The 14,822-nt window shown below is 71.1% G+C and carries 17 protein-coding genes; 6 read left to right on the forward strand and 11 right to left on the reverse strand.

Annotation, left to right across the window (positions count from 1 at the left end; translation table 11 throughout):
- The first annotated feature begins 104 nt into the window (after positions 1-104).
- Both ITJ59_RS16580 and ITJ59_RS16585 read left to right on the forward strand, forming a co-directional pair.
- The gene (locus ITJ59_RS16580) at positions 105-275 is read left to right on the forward strand and encodes a DUF3117 domain-containing protein (RefSeq protein ID WP_017887054.1); all 171 of its coding nucleotides are present in this window, start codon (positions 105-107) and stop codon (positions 273-275) included.
- A gap of 103 nt (positions 276-378) precedes the next feature.
- A complete protein-coding gene (locus ITJ59_RS16585; RefSeq protein WP_194652386.1) occupies positions 379-1,107 on the forward strand; it encodes an AAA family ATPase in 729 nt (242 codons plus the stop codon).
- Positions 1,108-1,124: 17 nt separating this feature from the next.
- Here ITJ59_RS16585 and ITJ59_RS16590 read toward each other — a convergent pair whose 3' ends face one another.
- Positions 1,125-1,757, reverse strand: coding sequence for an O-methyltransferase (locus tag ITJ59_RS16590; protein ID WP_123294100.1), 633 nt, complete (start codon positions 1,755-1,757; stop codon positions 1,125-1,127).
- Between the two features lie 64 nt (positions 1,758-1,821).
- Between ITJ59_RS16590 and ITJ59_RS16595 the strand changes: the two genes are divergently transcribed.
- Entirely contained in the window at positions 1,822-2,196 is a 375-nt protein-coding gene (locus tag ITJ59_RS16595; protein ID WP_123340711.1) for a twin-arginine translocase TatA/TatE family subunit, read from the forward strand.
- Between the two features lie 79 nt (positions 2,197-2,275).
- Here the strand turns inward: ITJ59_RS16595 and ITJ59_RS16600 are convergent, their stop codons facing one another.
- The 5 genes from ITJ59_RS16600 to ITJ59_RS16620 all read right to left on the reverse strand — a co-directional run bounded on the left by ITJ59_RS16600 (position 2,276) and on the right by ITJ59_RS16620 (position 7,611).
- Complete coding sequence (locus ITJ59_RS16600) at positions 2,276-3,544, reverse strand: carbohydrate-binding protein (RefSeq protein WP_228511666.1); 1,269 nt, start codon at positions 3,542-3,544, stop codon at positions 2,276-2,278.
- Positions 3,545-3,726: 182 nt separating this feature from the next.
- The gene (locus tag ITJ59_RS16605; RefSeq protein ID WP_194652387.1) at positions 3,727-4,575 is read right to left on the reverse strand and encodes a class I SAM-dependent methyltransferase; all 849 of its coding nucleotides are present in this window, start codon (positions 4,573-4,575) and stop codon (positions 3,727-3,729) included.
- A 10-nt stretch (positions 4,576-4,585) separates the two neighbouring features.
- Positions 4,586-5,746, reverse strand: coding sequence for a P-loop NTPase (locus ITJ59_RS16610; RefSeq protein WP_194652388.1), 1,161 nt, complete (start codon positions 5,744-5,746; stop codon positions 4,586-4,588).
- On the reverse strand, positions 5,739-6,239 hold the full coding sequence (locus tag ITJ59_RS16615) for a DUF1003 domain-containing protein (RefSeq protein WP_194652447.1): 501 nt from the start codon (positions 6,237-6,239) through the stop codon (positions 5,739-5,741). The genes ITJ59_RS16610 and ITJ59_RS16615 overlap by 8 nt, the downstream gene beginning before the upstream one ends.
- Positions 6,240-6,291: 52 nt before the next feature.
- Entirely contained in the window at positions 6,292-7,611 is a 1,320-nt protein-coding gene (locus ITJ59_RS16620) for a magnesium transporter MgtE N-terminal domain-containing protein (protein ID WP_123313343.1), read from the reverse strand.
- A gap of 83 nt (positions 7,612-7,694) precedes the next feature.
- Between ITJ59_RS16620 and ITJ59_RS16625 the strand changes: the two genes are divergently transcribed.
- Complete coding sequence (locus ITJ59_RS16625) at positions 7,695-8,621, forward strand: general stress protein (protein WP_194652389.1); 927 nt, start codon at positions 7,695-7,697, stop codon at positions 8,619-8,621.
- Between the two features lie 68 nt (positions 8,622-8,689).
- Here the strand turns inward: ITJ59_RS16625 and ITJ59_RS16630 are convergent, their stop codons facing one another.
- Both ITJ59_RS16630 and ITJ59_RS16635 read right to left on the reverse strand, forming a co-directional pair.
- Positions 8,690-9,178 (reverse strand): GNAT family N-acetyltransferase, encoded by a 489-nt coding sequence (locus ITJ59_RS16630; protein WP_194652390.1) that lies wholly within the window; start codon positions 9,176-9,178, stop codon positions 8,690-8,692.
- 9 nt (positions 9,179-9,187) lie between these two features.
- Positions 9,188-10,672: an aminopeptidase P family protein gene (locus tag ITJ59_RS16635; protein ID WP_194652391.1), complete on the reverse strand. Its 1,485-nt coding sequence runs from the start codon at positions 10,670-10,672 to the stop codon at positions 9,188-9,190.
- A gap of 69 nt (positions 10,673-10,741) precedes the next feature.
- Between ITJ59_RS16635 and ITJ59_RS16640 the strand changes: the two genes are divergently transcribed.
- Complete coding sequence (locus ITJ59_RS16640; RefSeq protein ID WP_194652392.1) at positions 10,742-11,614, forward strand: PHP domain-containing protein; 873 nt, start codon at positions 10,742-10,744, stop codon at positions 11,612-11,614.
- Between the two features lie 189 nt (positions 11,615-11,803).
- Here ITJ59_RS16640 and ITJ59_RS16645 read toward each other — a convergent pair whose 3' ends face one another.
- A complete protein-coding gene (locus ITJ59_RS16645; RefSeq protein ID WP_194652393.1) occupies positions 11,804-13,306 on the reverse strand; it encodes a DEAD/DEAH box helicase in 1,503 nt (500 codons plus the stop codon).
- A 90-nt stretch (positions 13,307-13,396) separates the two neighbouring features.
- Here ITJ59_RS16645 and ITJ59_RS16650 point away from each other — a divergent pair, with 90 nt between their 5' ends.
- The gene (locus ITJ59_RS16650) at positions 13,397-14,113 is read left to right on the forward strand and encodes a ferritin-like fold-containing protein (protein WP_323749536.1); all 717 of its coding nucleotides are present in this window, start codon (positions 13,397-13,399) and stop codon (positions 14,111-14,113) included.
- 65 nt (positions 14,114-14,178) lie between these two features.
- Here the strand turns inward: ITJ59_RS16650 and ITJ59_RS16655 are convergent, their stop codons facing one another.
- Both ITJ59_RS16655 and ITJ59_RS16660 read right to left on the reverse strand, forming a co-directional pair.
- Positions 14,179-14,475, reverse strand: coding sequence for a hypothetical protein (locus tag ITJ59_RS16655; protein WP_194652394.1), 297 nt, complete (start codon positions 14,473-14,475; stop codon positions 14,179-14,181).
- 4 nt (positions 14,476-14,479) lie between these two features.
- Entirely contained in the window at positions 14,480-14,704 is a 225-nt protein-coding gene (locus tag ITJ59_RS16660) for a DUF3107 domain-containing protein (protein WP_194652395.1), read from the reverse strand.
- Positions 14,705-14,822: the final 118 nt, after the last annotated feature.

Below are 14,822 nucleotides of genomic sequence, written 5' to 3' on the forward strand. Positions count from 1 at the left end.
CGCGAAGAACCGGCGATCCGACACCCCCAACCTGGGCAGTTTCGCAGTTGCCCCATCAATACGAGATAATGAGCGAGCATGTACTTCGCGAAAGGGGACATCTGATGGCAGCCATGAAGCCGAGGACCGGTGACGGGCCGATGGAGGCTGTTAAGGAGGGTCGACTCATCATCGTGCGGGTTCCGCTCGAAGGAGGAGGCCGCCTGGTCGTCTCGGTCAACGATGCCGAGGCCAAGGAACTCCATGACGCACTCGCTGAGGTCGTCTCGGCCTAGCAGTCGAAAGCACCAGAACGACGGGCCCGGAGCGTGTACGCGCCGGGCCCGTCGTCTCGTTGTCGGCCCCGTCCGGCAGGATGGCCTCGTGCCGAGGACCCACATGCCGAGGACCCACATGCCGATCCGCCGCGTCGAGGAGTACCGCGACCCGGACCCGATGCCGCGCGACGTCTGGCCGGCGACGCTGCCCCCGGTGCGGCAGCTGCTCGACGAGGGGCTCGACCTCGACCCGGTGACGGTGTTCGTCGGCGACAACGGTGTCGGCAAGTCGACCCTGATCGAGGCGATCGCGTTGCGCTTCGGCATGTCAGCAGAGGGCGGCTCGACCCTGGCGAACCACTCGACGCGCCCGTCCGAGTCCGACCTGTGGGAGCACATCGTCCTGCGGCGGGACTTCGGCGCTCCCCGCGGCGGGTTCTTCCTGCGAGCCGAGACCATGCACGGGTTCTTCACCTACCTCGAGGAGCACCCCAACCACTCCCGCCCCGAGCCGGTCTTCCACGAGCGCAGCCACGGGGAGTCGTTCCTCGACTTCGTCATCGACCGTGCGCAGTGGCCGGGGCTCTGGATCCTCGACGAGCCGGAGTCGGCGCTGTCGTTCTCCGGGTGCCTCACGCTCATCGCGCTGTTGCGGTCGATCGTCGACAGCGGCGTCGGGCAGGTCGTGCTCTCGACGCACTCACCGGTCCTGGCGGCGTTCCCGGGTGCGACGATCCACGAGGTCGGCGAGTGGGGGTTCCGGCGCACCGAGTGGGACGACCTCGACCTGGTCCGCAACCAGCGCTCGTTCCTCGAGTCGCCGGAGCGGTACCTGCGGCACCTCGAGTGACCGCGCGGAGGCGGGTGCTACGCGGTGACCTTCGTCAGCTGCAGCAGTCCGTCGCCGGCCGGCGAGAGCGCACTGCGCACCGCACCCGACGTCGACACCTCGGTGAGCAGCAGCCGGAAGTCGGTGGTCGCCCGGTCCCGCTTGACCGGGTCGGCCACACGTCCGCGCCACAGCGCGTGCGGCACCAGGACGGTCCCACCGAGGCGCGCGAGCCGTAGCCCGTGCTCGACGTACTCGATGACGTGCTCGGGGTCGGCGTCGACGAGCACGACGTCGTAGGACGCCTCGTTCATGCGGGGGAGCACCTGGTTCGCGCGGCCCGGGATCAGCCGGATGCGCGCGGGCGCGGTTCCGGCGCTGATGTAGGCGTCGCGGGCGAACTGCTGGTGGTCGACCTCGACGTCGATCGTGGTCAGGGTCGCGTCCGGCGCGCCGCCGAGCAGGTACAGCCCGGAGACTCCCAGGCCCGTCCCGATCTCGATGATGCTCGTGGCGCGGGATGCTGCGGCGATGACACCGATCTGCGCACCGATCGCGGGCGAGATCGCCTCGACCCCGAGCTCCAGGGAGTGTTCACGTGCACGGGCGATCGCCTCGGACTCCGAGACGATGTCCTCGGCGAACTTCCAGTTCGACTCTTTCTCTGACACGCACACTCCGTTCGGGTCACAACTCTAGGGGTGCATCGGAGCCGCACGGGTTAGGCTCGCTCACGTGAACATCCCGCTCGACAAGATCCTGATCATCGGGATCATTGCCGTGCTCTTGCTCGGGCCCCAGCGCCTGCCGATGTACGCCCAGAAGCTCGCCGAGTTCGTGAAGGCCGTCCGCCGGTTCGCCGACACCGCGAAGGAGCGGATGCGCGACGAGATGGGCCCCGAGTTCGACGACATCGAGTGGCAGAAGCTCGACCCGCGGCAGTACGACCCCCGCCGGATCATCCGCGACGCGCTCCTCGACTCCGGCGGCGCCAGCAGCGCCGCAGCGGTCCAGACCGCGCAGGTGACGGCGTCAAAGGTGCGTGCGACGGCTCCCGTCGTGCCGTTGGCCGCGGGAGAAGCGCCACCCTTCGACGCGGAAGCGACCTGACGCCCGTCACGTGACCACGAGGCGGACGGGAGGCCCGGTGCCAGCTGGCACCGGGCCACCCGTCCGCCTGTGGTGACGACTACTGCAGGTCGGCGAGGAAGCGGTCCGTCCAGGCGAGTGCCGGCGCGCTCGGGACGGAGCTGCAGGTGGACGACGCTGTGGTCGAGGCGCAGGGCGTGTCCCGGTCGAGCGACCAGTAGTGGATGCCGGCGAGGCCGTTCGCCTTGGCGTAGGCGGACAGGGTGTCGACGTCGGCGAGGGTGAAGACCTCGTCCGTGGTGTCGTTGACCCCGATCATCGGGGTGACCTCGATCTTCGACGACGCGATGCCGTACGTGTGCTGCAGGTTCGTGACGGCCTGGATCGACGACTTGCCCATCTGGCAGGTGGAGCCGGAGAGCACGCAGTTCGCGGCGGTCGCGCGGCCGAAGTCCATCGTCATGAGGTTGATCGTGTAGTTCGTCAGGTTCGACGCCTTGATCGCCTTCACGGTGGCGTCGCCGGTGCTGTTCAGTCCGCCGTACGAGCCGTCGCTGGCGGCGAGGGTCGCGAGCGTGAACGAGAAGCGCATGCCGGGGTACTTCGTCTGGGCGAGGGCCGCGGCGCTCACCAGGTTCTGCACGTCCGCGGCGGACTGCCCGCTCTCGATGTCGAAGTCGACGCCGATCATGTGCGGGGTGGCGTAGCGCGCGATGAACGACTGCAGTGCCGCGCCCGAGCACTTGAACGAGCCGGCAGCGCCACCGGTGCTGACGATGTAGTTCACCCCGGCGGCGTCGAGCTTCGGGATGTTGGCGTTCGCGAAGGCATCCGCCGCGACGCCGCCCCAGTTCTCGCTGCCGCACGTGCCGGTCGCGAAGGCGAGGGTGATGGCCTTGAGGCCTGGCTCGCGGGTCGAGACCAGGCTGTTGCTCGAGCCGACCACCGGGATCCGTGAGCCGGTGACCGCGGTGTTCATGACGTTCGTGTTCCAGTCGAGGTTCACGGTGATGTCCTTGTACGGGCTGAACACCAGTCCCTTGGCAGTACCGCCGCTCCCGCCCGTGCCGGGGGTCGTCGTTCCCCCACCGGGAGGAGTGGTGCCGCCGCCGGTGCCGGTGCAGGCTCCGGTCGAGGTCCACGGCTGCCCGCTGCCCGTCGCCCCGGAGTGGGTCGCGGGCTCGTCACCCTGGGTCCACCAGTTCGCGGTGTAGTTCGTCCCGTTCTCGCTGACGGTGGCGCCGCCGTTGTAGGCGGTGCCGGCGCCCCACGCGGTGGCGCAGGTGGTGGCGGCGAGTGCCGGCGCTGCTGCGAGCGATCCCCCGGCGACGACCGCGGCGACGATCGTCGCCACGAGTCCTGATCGCATTCGGCTCTTCTGGTTCACACGGTTCTCCTGTCCTCGGCCGGACGTCGTCGTCCGGTGGGTGGAGCCCAGGCGGTCACATTCCGCAAGGGCATTGTGCAATGCCCTTGCATAATGCTCCGAGGTGGAACGACCTGTCCATGAACGAACACACAGGATGCGTCGAGCGGACCAGTGCCTCGAGGTCAGTCGCGGGTCGCCACGATCGTGTACGTCGTCGGCATCCGGTCGCGGTCGTGCTCCGGCCAGGCCCACGACCCGGAGCCGGTGTCCTCCATTCGCGGGCTGAACCGCCAGGGCAGCGTGCGGCCCTCGTCCAGGCGGCGGAGGCGCAGCCCGGCACCGAGCAGGGCGTTCACGATCTCGGACAGCGGGTGCGGCCACTCGAACGTCCGGGAGTTCGCGACCGTGCCGTCGCCGGCGTAGGTGCCGGCGTCGTCCCACTGCTGCGCCGTGCCGTCGGGGAAGTACCGGTAGCGGGCGACGAGCTCGTCGGCGGACTCGTCCAGGGCGTAGAGCGCGGGGTGGCCGTCGCGGATGAAGAACACCCCGCCCGGACGCAGTAGCCCCGCGACCTGTGCGGCCCAACGGTCGAGGTCGGGGAGCCACGTGATCGTGCCGATGCTCGTGTAGACGACGTCGAAGTCGCCCGTCACCGCGGCCCGGGCGTCGAGCACGTCGGTCTCGACCCAGGTGACGTCGAGTCCGAGCCGCGTCGCGAGGCCGGCGGCGGAGGCGAGCGCCGCGGGGGAGAAGTCGACACCGGTCAGCCGGGCGCCCTCGCGAGCGAGCGACACGGTGTCGGTGCCGATGTGGCACTGCAGGTGGCAGACGTCGAGCCCCTCGAGCGATCCGTTCGGCAGCCAGGGGGTGAGCGCCGGCAGGTCGTCGCGCACGACGTCGGAGCGGTGCGCCGGGTCGGACAGCTCGTCGACGGCGTAGGCGCGTTCGTGGAGGGGGACGCGGTCGTCCCAGTTCGCGCGGTTCGTGTCGCGGGCGCGGTCCCAGCCGACGCTGACGTGATCCATGCTCATGCTGACGAGCCTAGGACAGCGACAGGCCGAGCCTCCGTCCGGCCAGTCCGCGCCCCATCGTCGTGATGCCGTCGGCGATCGCGGCGAGGGCGACCGCCGCAGGGTCCTCCGGCGCACCGAGCACGACCGGCAGGCCGCTGTCCCCGCCCTCGCGCAGCGGCACCGACAGCGGCACGCTGCCGAGCACCGGCACGGGGGCGTCCTGTCCGCGGGACAGCCGTGCGGCGGTCTCGGCGCCGCCGCCCTCACCGAACAGGTGCAGGACCGAGCCGTCGGGCTGCACGAGGCCCGCCATGTTCTCGATGACCCCGATCACCCGCTGGCCGGTCTGGCGTGCGACGATCCCGCTGCGCTCGGCGACGTCGGCCGCGGCGGCCTGCGGGGTGGTGACGACGAGGACCTCGGCGTGCGGGAGGAGCTGGCCGACGGAGATCGCGACGTCGCCGGTGCCGGGTGGCAGGTCGAGCAGGAGCACGTCGAGGTCGCCGAAGAACACGTCGGTCAGGAACTGGTTCACCGTGCGGTGCAGCATCGGGCCGCGCCACGACACCGCGGTCGAGGCGTCGTCGACGAACATGCCGATCGACACGACCTTCACGTCGTGGGCGACGGGCGGCAGGATCATGCTGTCCACCCGGGTGGGACGGGGTGCGACACCGTGCTCGTCGGTCAGCCCCATCAGCCCGGGGATGCTGAAGCCGTGCACGTCGACGTCGACGACCCCGACCCGCAGGCCTCGGCGGGCGAGCGCGACGGCGAGGTTGGCGGTGACCGTCGACTTGCCGACACCGCCCTTGCCGCTCGTCACGGCGATGACGCGGGTGAGCGAGTCCGGGGTGAACTGGACGCCGCGAGGCCGGCCGGCCCGCAGACGTTCCGTGAGCGCAGCACGCGTCGCGGGGGCCATGACCGACACGTCGACGTCGACCGACGACACCCCGTCCACGGAACCGGCGGCGGCGCGCACGTCGCGCTCGATGGTGTCGGCGGCGGGGCACCCAACGATCGTGAGCTGCAGGTCGACGCGCACCGTGCCTCCCGGCTGCACGTCGACACCACGGATCATGTCGAGCTCCGTGACGGGCCGACGGATCTCGGGGTCGATCACGCGGCCGAGCGCCGCGAGGACGGCCGTGCCCAGCTGCTCGTCGGAGGGGACCGCGTCAGCCACGGGAGGAGTTGCCGGGCTCGTTCGCGTAGCCGGCGTCGTCGGCGTCGCGCCGGTCGAGTTCCTCGAGCAGCGAGCGCAGTTCGGCGCGGATGAAGTCCTTCGACGCCATGTCGCGCATCGCCAGACGGAGCGCCACGACCTCGCGCGCCAGGTACTCGGTGTCCGCCAGGTTGCGCTCGGCGCGCTGCCGGTCCTGCTCGAACTGCACGCGGTCGCGGTCGTCCTGCCGGTTCTGCGCGAGCAGGATCAGCGGGGCGGCGTACGAGGCCTGCAGGGAGAGCACGAGGGTCAGCGCGGTGAAGCCGATCGCCGCCGAGTCGAACTGCCACGGCTTCGGCGCGAGGGTGTTGTAGCCCATCCAGACCACGCAGAACAGGGTGAGGCCGATGAGGAACCACGGCGTGCCCATGCCCCGCGCGATGCCCTCGGTCGCGCGACCGAACGTGTCACCGCGGCCGCCGCGACGGCGGGTCGGGAGCACACGCGTGCGCATGCCCTTGGGGGAGTCGAGGCGGACGTCGGAGCGCTCGCGATCGCGACGGTTCTCATCCGTTCGGGCCACGGGTGGTCCTCCTTCCCGTCGTCACGGGTGTCTTGCGCGGGCGTTGGCGTGGAAGCGGTGAGGGTTCCCCCTCGCCCTGACTTCGCCAGTCGTCCGGCAGGACGTGGTCGAGGACATCGTCGATCGTCACCACCCCGACGAGGCGGTGGGCGTCGTCGACCACGGGGACGGACAGCAGGTTGTAGGTCGCCATCACGCGGGTGACCTCGGCGGCGCTCGCGTCGACCCGGACCGGCTCGGTCTGCTGGTCGATGAGTGTGCCGAGCCGCTCGTTCGGCGGGTAGCGGAGCATCCGCTGGAAGTGCACCAGCCCGAGGAACCGACCGGTCGGCGGCTCGTACGGCGGCAGCGTGACGCAGACCGCGGCGCCGAGCACCGGGGCGAGGTCGTGGCGGCGGACGAGCGCGAGCCCCTCGGCGACGGTGGCGTCGGCCGAGACGATGACGGGCTCGGTGGTCATCAGACCACCGGCCGTGTCCGGCTCGTACTCCAGGAGCATGCGGACGTCCTGCGCCTCTTCCGGCTCCATGAGCTGCAGGAGCGCCTCGCTCCGTTCGTCGGAGAACTGCGCGAGGACGTCGGCAGCGTCGTCCGGCTGCATCTGGTCGAGGACGTCGGCCGCGCGGGCATCCTCGAGCCGCGACAGGATCTCGACGCGCTCCTGGTCGGGCATCTCCTCGAGGACGTCGGCGAGCCGGTCGTCCGGCAGCTCCTCGGCGACCTCGAACCGGCGCTCTTCGGGCAGGTCGAGCAGGGTGCTCGCGAGGTCGGCCGGCACCAGGTCGGAGTACGCGGCGATGACGTGCTCGGCGGACTGTGCCTCGCCGGGGAGCTCGTCCTCGGTGACCTCGTTCCACGTCGCGAACGTCGTCGGGCCCTTGCCGAACGGCGACGGCGTGGTCTTCGGCTTGCGGAGGAAGAGCTGCGCGACCTCCCAGTCGCCCTGCCCGCGGTCCTCGATCGCGACGTCCTCGATGGTGGCGCGGATCCGCTGGTTCTTGATGAGCACCTTGCGGCCGAGCATCTCGGCGATCACCCGGACCTCGCCGCCGCGCTGCTCGAAGCGGCGCATGTTGACGAGCCCAGTGGTGATGACCTGGCCGGCACCGATCGAGGTGATCCGGCCGACGCTGACGAAGATGCGGCGCTTGCCCGGCACCTCGACGATCAACCCCACGACGTGCGGGGGATCAGCCCGGCGGTAGACCACCAGGACGTCCCGGACCTTGCCCACGCGGTCGCCCGCGGGGTCGAAGACGGAGCACCCGGCGAGGCGGGCGACGAAGACCTTCGTGGCGCTCACCCGACCCAGCGTAGTCGGTTGCGTGCTGCTGCTTCCCCGGCGGTGCACGTGCGATCGCAAGGTGTGCGGTGAATGATGGCTGTGTGAGCAATCAGAGTCCCTTCGCCGGCAGGACCGCCCAGGCCTTCCCGACGCTGCCCAAGGGCGACGTCCTCGGCACCTACGACAGCTACCCCGACGCCCAGCGCGTCGTGGCGAAGCTCGCCGAGGCCGACTTCCCGGTCAACCAGCTGTCGATCGTCGGCAACGACCTGAAGACCGTCGAGCGCGTCACGGGCAAGATGACCTACGGACGGGCCGCGATCGCCGGTGCGCTCTCGGGGCTCTGGCTCGGCATCTTCTTCGGCATCGTGCTCACCCTGTTCTCGCCGAGCTCCGGTGGCCTCATCCTGGCCGCCGCGATCATCGGTGCCGCGTTCGGCATGCTCTACGGCATCGTCTCGTTCGCCATCACGAAGCGCCAGCGCGACTTCACGAGCGTGCACCAGGTGCTCGCGACGAACTACCAGATCGTCGTCAACCCGCAGCTGACCGGTCAGGCGCAGCGGATCCTCGGTGAGCACGGCGCGACGCCGTCCACGCACTGGAACGAGGGCCCGCAGCAGGGCGGCCCCGGCGCGTCGGCGCCACAGCAGCAGCCCTGGCGTCCCGCCCCGCCGCAGCAGCAGTCGCCGTACGGCGGGCACGCCACACCCCACCAGCAGCCGGGAGGCCCGCAGCAGTCCGGCACGTCGGCTCCCGACACGCAGACGGGTGCGCCCACCGCCCCGGGTGCGCCGCGCTACGGCACGAACGACGGACCCCGGTACGGCGAGAACGCGGCTCCCGGAGCCGCTGCTCCTGCCGACCGTCCGGCATCGGGTGGGCCGGCGATCCCGGAGCGCCGTCCGCAGGACCCGCCGCAGTACGGCGAGCGGGTGCCCGGCGCGACGCCGCCGGCACCGTCGGCGCCCTCGTCTTCGTCGTCCCCGTCGTCCCCGTCGTCCTCGAAGGGCGACGAGCGCGCCTGACGGGTGCAGGGTCGGGGCTCGGGCTCGGGCTCGGGCTCGGGCTCGGGCTCGGACTCGCCGTGCTCGGGTTACAGCACCTTCGAGTAGCAGATCGACGACGGCGCACCGACGTAGGGCCCGAAGTTCGCGATGCGCGTGAACCCCTCGCGCTCGAAGAACCCGACGGCGCGCTTCTGTTCGTTGCCCGTCTCGAGCACGAGCGCCGGTGACCCGAGGTCCAGCGCGGCCTCTTCGAGCCGGCGCAGGAGTGCCGACGCGACTCCGACGCCGCGGGACTCCGGTCGGACGTACATCCGCTTGATCTCGGTGATGCCGTCGTCGACGACCCGGAGGCCGCCGCAGGCCAGCGGCGTGCCGGTGTCGTCGCGCACCACGAAGAACACCGCGATGGTCTCGGCAGTGGGTTTCTCGCCGGGTTCGTTGTCCCCGCCGTACGCCCGGTCGATCTCGAGCCGCTGTGCGGCGCGGAGCCGCTGGGCGTCCGGTGAGTCGAAGTGCTCGACCTCGATCGAGAACTGCGGCGTGCCGGTGTCGGTGGAGGCGTCGGGCGTCGTCACCCGTTCAGGCTAGCGGCCGGAGCGGGCGATCCACCCCTCCACTTCCGAGGGGGTCCTGGGGATGCCCACCGACAGGTTCTCGGCGCCGTCCTGGGTCACCAGGATGTCGTCCTCGATCCGGACGCCGATGCCGCGGAACTCTTCGGGCACCGTCAGGTCGTCCTGCTGGAAGTACAGTCCGGGCTCGATCGTGAAGACCATGCCGGCCTGCACGACGCCGTCGAGGTACATCTCGCGACGTGCCTTGGCGCAGTCGTGCACGTCGAGGCCGAGGTGGTGGCTCGTGCCGTGCACCATGTAGCGGCGGTGGAACTGGTTGTCCGGCTCGAGCGATTCCTCTGCCGAGACCGGCAGGAAGCCCCACTCGGCGGTCTTGCGGGCGATGACCTCCATCGCGGTGGCGTGCACCTGACGGAACGTGATGCCCGGCTTGACGATGGCGAACGCGGCGTCGGCTGCCTCGAGCACGGCGTCGTAGACCATGCGCTGCACGGGCGAGAACGTGCCGCTGACCGGCAGGGTTCGGGTGATGTCGGCCGTGTAGAACGAGTCGACCTCGACCCCGGCGTCGATGAGGATCAGGTCGCCGGGCTGCACGGCGCCGTCGTTCCGGGTCCAGTGCAGGATGCACGCGTGGTGGCCGGACGCGGCGATGGTGTCGTAGCCGACCGTGTTGCCGTCGGCACGTGCCCGGCGGTTGAAGGTGCCCTCGACGATGCGCTCGCCACGCGGGTGCGCGAGGACCGCGTCGAAGTCGGCGATCACGTCGTCGAAGCCGTGCTTGGTGGCGTCGACGGCCTTGCGGAGCTCGTTGACCTCGTAGGCGTCCTTCACGAGCCGCTGCTCGGACAGGTCGCGGGCGAGGACGTCGTCGGTCGCCGGTGCCTCGTCGGTCTCGGTGGCCCCGCCGAGTGCGGTGCCGAGGCGCGCGTCGAGGGTGCGGGTCAGGTCGTCGTCGGCCTCGCGCACGAGCAGCACCGAGGCGTCGAGCCCGTCGGCGACGTCGGTGAACGCGCCGAGGTCGGTGGTGGCCAGCCCGAGGTCCGCGGCGACGGCGTCGAGCGAGGGCCGCGGGCCGACCCAGAACTCGCCGATCTCGGGGTTCGCGTAGAACTCCTCGGAGTCACGACCGGCGGTGGCGCGGAAGTAGAGCGTGGCGTCGTGCCCGGAGCCGTTCGGCGTCATCACGAGGACCGAACCGACGACCGTGTCGGTGCCCCAACCCGTCAGGTGGGCGAACGTGGAGTGCGGGCGGAACGGGTAGTCGCAGTCGTTCGAGCGCACCTTGGCCTGGCCGGCCGGCACCACGATCGTGCGACCCGGGTGCTGCTCGGAGATGCGCGCCCGGCGTTCGGCGGCGAACGCGGCCTGCTCTCGGGGCTGCGGGATCGCCTGTCCGCGGTCCGCCCACTGCGACCCGATGAAGTCCTTGAAGGTCGAGGACCCGGGGGTCGTGGAACGGTTGCTCGTCGCGCGGGGAGTCGTGTCGGCCATGGCTCCATCATCGCACCGCGCTGCGCCGGCGTCCTGTGCGGCCGCTCACCTGTGGATAGCATTGTCGACGTGCCCGACCCGTTCATCGACCTGCACGCGCACTCGAGTGTCTCCGACGGCACCGAGCGACCCGCGGAGCTCGTCCGAGCGGCCGCGGCCGCCGGCCTGGACGCCGTCGCGCTGACCGACCACGACACGACCGCCGGTTGGGCCGACGCGTCGGAGTCCGCGCGCGAACTGCCGCTGACCCTCGTGCCGGGGCTCGAGCTGAGCACCCGCATCGGCTTCAGCAGCGTGCACGTCCTCGGCTACCTGGTGGACCCCGCGGACCCCGGCCTGCTCGAGGAGACCGACCGCATCCGCGACGGCCGTCTCTCGCGTGCCCGCCGCATGGTCGACCGGATCGGCGCGGACCACCCGATCACCTGGGCCGACGTGATCGCCCAGGCCAGCCCCGGAGCGACGATCGGCCGGCCGCACATCGCCGACGCCCTCGTCGCGCGGGGCCTGGAGCCCGACCGCAGTGCTGCGTTCCGCGGCATCCTGCACCCGGCCTCCGGCTACTACGAACCGCACGAGGCGCCGTCCCCCCTGCGCGGCGTCGAACTCATCCGCAGGGCCGGCGGCGTCCCGGTCATCGCGCACCCGGCCGCCTCGTCGCGGGGGATCGTCATCGACGAGCCGATGCTCCGCGACCTCGTCGACGCCGGGCTCGGCGGGCTCGAGGTCGACCACCGCGAGAACCTGGCGCACGGCAAGCGCACCCTGCTCGACTGGGCGGCGCGCTACGGCCTGTTCGTCACGGGGTCGAGCGACTACCACGGCACCGGCAAGCCGAACCGGCTCGGCGAACACCGCACCGCCCGGGTCGCGTTCGACGCCATCCTGTCCGAGGCCACCGGCAGTGCCCCCGTGGTCGGCCCCGGCTCGCGCCTGTCCTGACGACGTCCTGACCCGTCGCGCCGTCCCACGGAATCGACAGATCTCGCTCGGCGCACCCTGACCCCTCCGCGAAAGCGACAGATCCCCGCCGACAGTTCGCGGGAATCTGTCGCTTTCGCGGGCGCGGTCGGCGGGTGGGGACGACGAAGGGCCCGTCGCGTCAGCGACGGGCCCTTCGGTCTGGAGGCGCTACTCGCCGTCCGACGTGCCCTGCGGTGCCGAGGCGGTCGCCGAGGCATCGCCGGTGCCGGCACCGCGACGGCGGCGACGGCGGCGACGCTTCGCGGCGCCGTCGGTGGTCCCGCCCTCGGTGGCCGACATGCCCTCGGTGGGCGCGGAGGTCGGAGCCGTGGACTCGGCAGCAGGGGCCTGCGAGGCGGGCTGCTCCGCGCCTCCCGGCCGGGTGCGGCTTCGCGACCGCGAACGCGAGGCGTCACGCGGACCGGAGGCCGGGCGATCGCTGCTGCGCTTCTCGGCGGGGGCACCCGCCGACGCGGCGTGCGACGGGGCACCGGGCAGGCGGCCCTTGGTGCCCTTGGGGATGTCGAGCTCCTCGAACAGGTGCGGCGATGACGAGTAGGTCTCGACGGGCTCGGGGATGCCGAACTCGAGGGCCTTGTCGATCAGCGTCCACTTGTGCAGGTCGTCCCAGTCGACGAACGTGACCGCGATGCCGGTCTTGCCGGCACGGCCGGTGCGGCCCGCGCGGTGCAGGTACGTGTCCGGGTCGTCCGGGATCGTGTGGTTGATGACGTGCGTGACGTCGTCGACGTCGATGCCGCGGGCGGCGACGTCGGTCGCGATGAGCACGTCGCGCTTGCCGGCCTTGAACGCCGCCATCGCGCGCTCGCGCTGCTCCTGGTTGAGGTCACCGTGCACCGCTGCGGCGTTGAACCCGCGGTCCTTCAGTTCCTCGACGAGCTTCGCCGCGGCACGCTTCGTGCGGGTGAAGATCACGGTCTTGCCGCGACCCTCGGACTGCAGGATGCGCGCGATGACCTCGTCCTTGTCGAGCGAGTGCGCCCGGTAGATGAGGTGCTTGATGTTGGCCTGCATGAGGCCTTCGTCGGGGTCCGTCGCACGGATGTGGATCGGGCGCGACATGAAGCGGCGGGCGAGCGCGACGATCGGGGCCGGCATCGTGGCCGAGAACAGCATCGTGTGCCGCACCTCGGGGATGGCCTGGAAGATCCGCTCGATGTCCGACAGGAACCCGAGGTCGAGCATGCGGTCGGCCTCGTCGAGCACGACCTCCTGCACGTGGGAGAGGTCGAGGAGTCGCTGGCGCTGCAGGTCGATGAGGCGACCGGGCGTGCCGACGACGATCTGCGCGCCGGCCTTGAGCTGCTCGATCTGGCCCTCGTACGCCTTGCCACCGTAGATCGAGACGATCGTGGTCGAGCGGTTCGAGGCCGCGAGCTCGAGGTCCTCGGTCACCTGCACCGCGAGTTCGCGGGTCGGGACGACGACGAGCGCCTTGACGCCGTGCTCGGGGTCGACACCGAGGCGCTGGATGAGCGGCAGGCCGAACCCGAGGGTCTTGCCGGTACCGGTCTTGGCCTGGCCGATGATGTCCTGGCCGGTCAGGCCGAGGGGGATGGTCTGTTCCTGGATCGGGAAGGGCTCGAGGATGCCCTTGCCGGCGAGCGCATCGACGATGTCCTGCTCGATGTTGAGGTCTGAGAAAGTCAAAGAATCACCTTAGTTCTGGTGGAAGTCCCGGCCAGTCTACCGATGGGCGGGTGGAGCGGGGCGCGAGGCGGTTCCCGCTATGCTCTCCGGGTGGTGTCGTGGTGGAACCGGAAGCGCGCGGCGCAGCTCGCAGCAGCGTGGCTCGCGTCGCGGAACCCGCGGAACGCAGCCCAGGTCAAGCGTCTGGCGCTCGACGACGTCAGCCCCGAGCTCGACGTGTACCTCGGGCAGGCCGCGTACCTGCAGCTCTCGGTCTACGAGACGATGGGGCGGGCCGGTGCCTCGGCGCCGACGCTGTCCGGTCGCCTGGTGACCGGCGTGCTCGCGACGACCGCCCTCGACCGGCACCGCACGATCGTCGCCGAGATCGAGCGGGGCGGCTCGGACCCGGCTGCGCTGATGGCCCCGCACCGCGAGGCGATCGACCGGTTCCTCGAGCGCACGAGCGGTGCGGACTGGTACGAGTCGATGCTGACCGGGTACGTGACCGCCGGCATCCTGAACGACCTGTTCGGCAACCTGCTCCGGTCGCTGCCGGCCGACGTGCGGCAGCGGCTGCGGTCGGTGTTCGACGCGCGTGAGGAACCCGCCGTCGTCGAGGAACTGACCGCCCGCATCGCGGACGATCCCGAGGTCGGGTCGCGGTTGGCGATGTGGGGCCGGCGACTCGTCGGGGACACCCTGCTCGTGGCACGCTCGGCGCTGGCGTCGCACGCTCGCGAAGACCAGGAGCGGCTCGAGCCGGTCTGGACCGAGCTCATCGCCGCGCACACCCGCCGGATGGACGCACTCGGCCTGACGGCCTAGCGCCCGCTGCGGTGCGGTGCGCTGGCACTGCCGTGCGTCGGCGCTGCGGCGGCTGGTGGGTCGGCTCAGGCCACGTGTGCCTTGAGGCGCTCGTAGAACTCGACGTCGCTCTGCTCGCGTCGGGTGCCGAGCAGCCACTCGACGACCAGGGCGACGACGCCCGACCCGACGAGGGCCACGACCCAGATCCAGGTCGCGTCGTACTGCCAGCCGGCCCAGGTCAGGGCTTCCCACAGCACGGCGGCGGCGATGCCGCCCACGGCGGGACCGATCAGGACGCCACGGCTGGCACGCCACGGCAGGACCACGTGTGCGATCCCGCCGATGATCAGGCCGCCGAGGACGGCGAAGAGCAGCTCCACGTCGTCAGGCGACGAAGCCGATGCGGCGTGCCTCTTCCGCGCCGACCTCGACGTAGGCGAGCGCGGCGACCGGAACGATGAACCGGCGGCCCTTGTCGTCCTGCAGCGACAGGTGCGTCGCCTGCGACGCCAGGGCCTCTGACACGGTCTTCTCGATCTGGTCGGCGGTCTGGGCGGTCTCGAACGCGATCTCGCGGGGGCTGTTGATGATGCCGATCTTGATGTCCACGAGCACAGCGTATCCGAGCGGTCCCGGAGGGCATCCGACGTTCGCCGCGGGCGCACTCGACCGGCGGGGTGTGCGCCGCGCCCGCGTCCGACCGGGCGGTGTCGGCGGTCGTGGATAC

Origin of the sequence: Curtobacterium sp. VKM Ac-1393 (genome assembly GCF_015350995.1) — a bacterium.
Taxonomy (GTDB): domain Bacteria; phylum Actinomycetota; class Actinomycetes; order Actinomycetales; family Microbacteriaceae; genus Curtobacterium.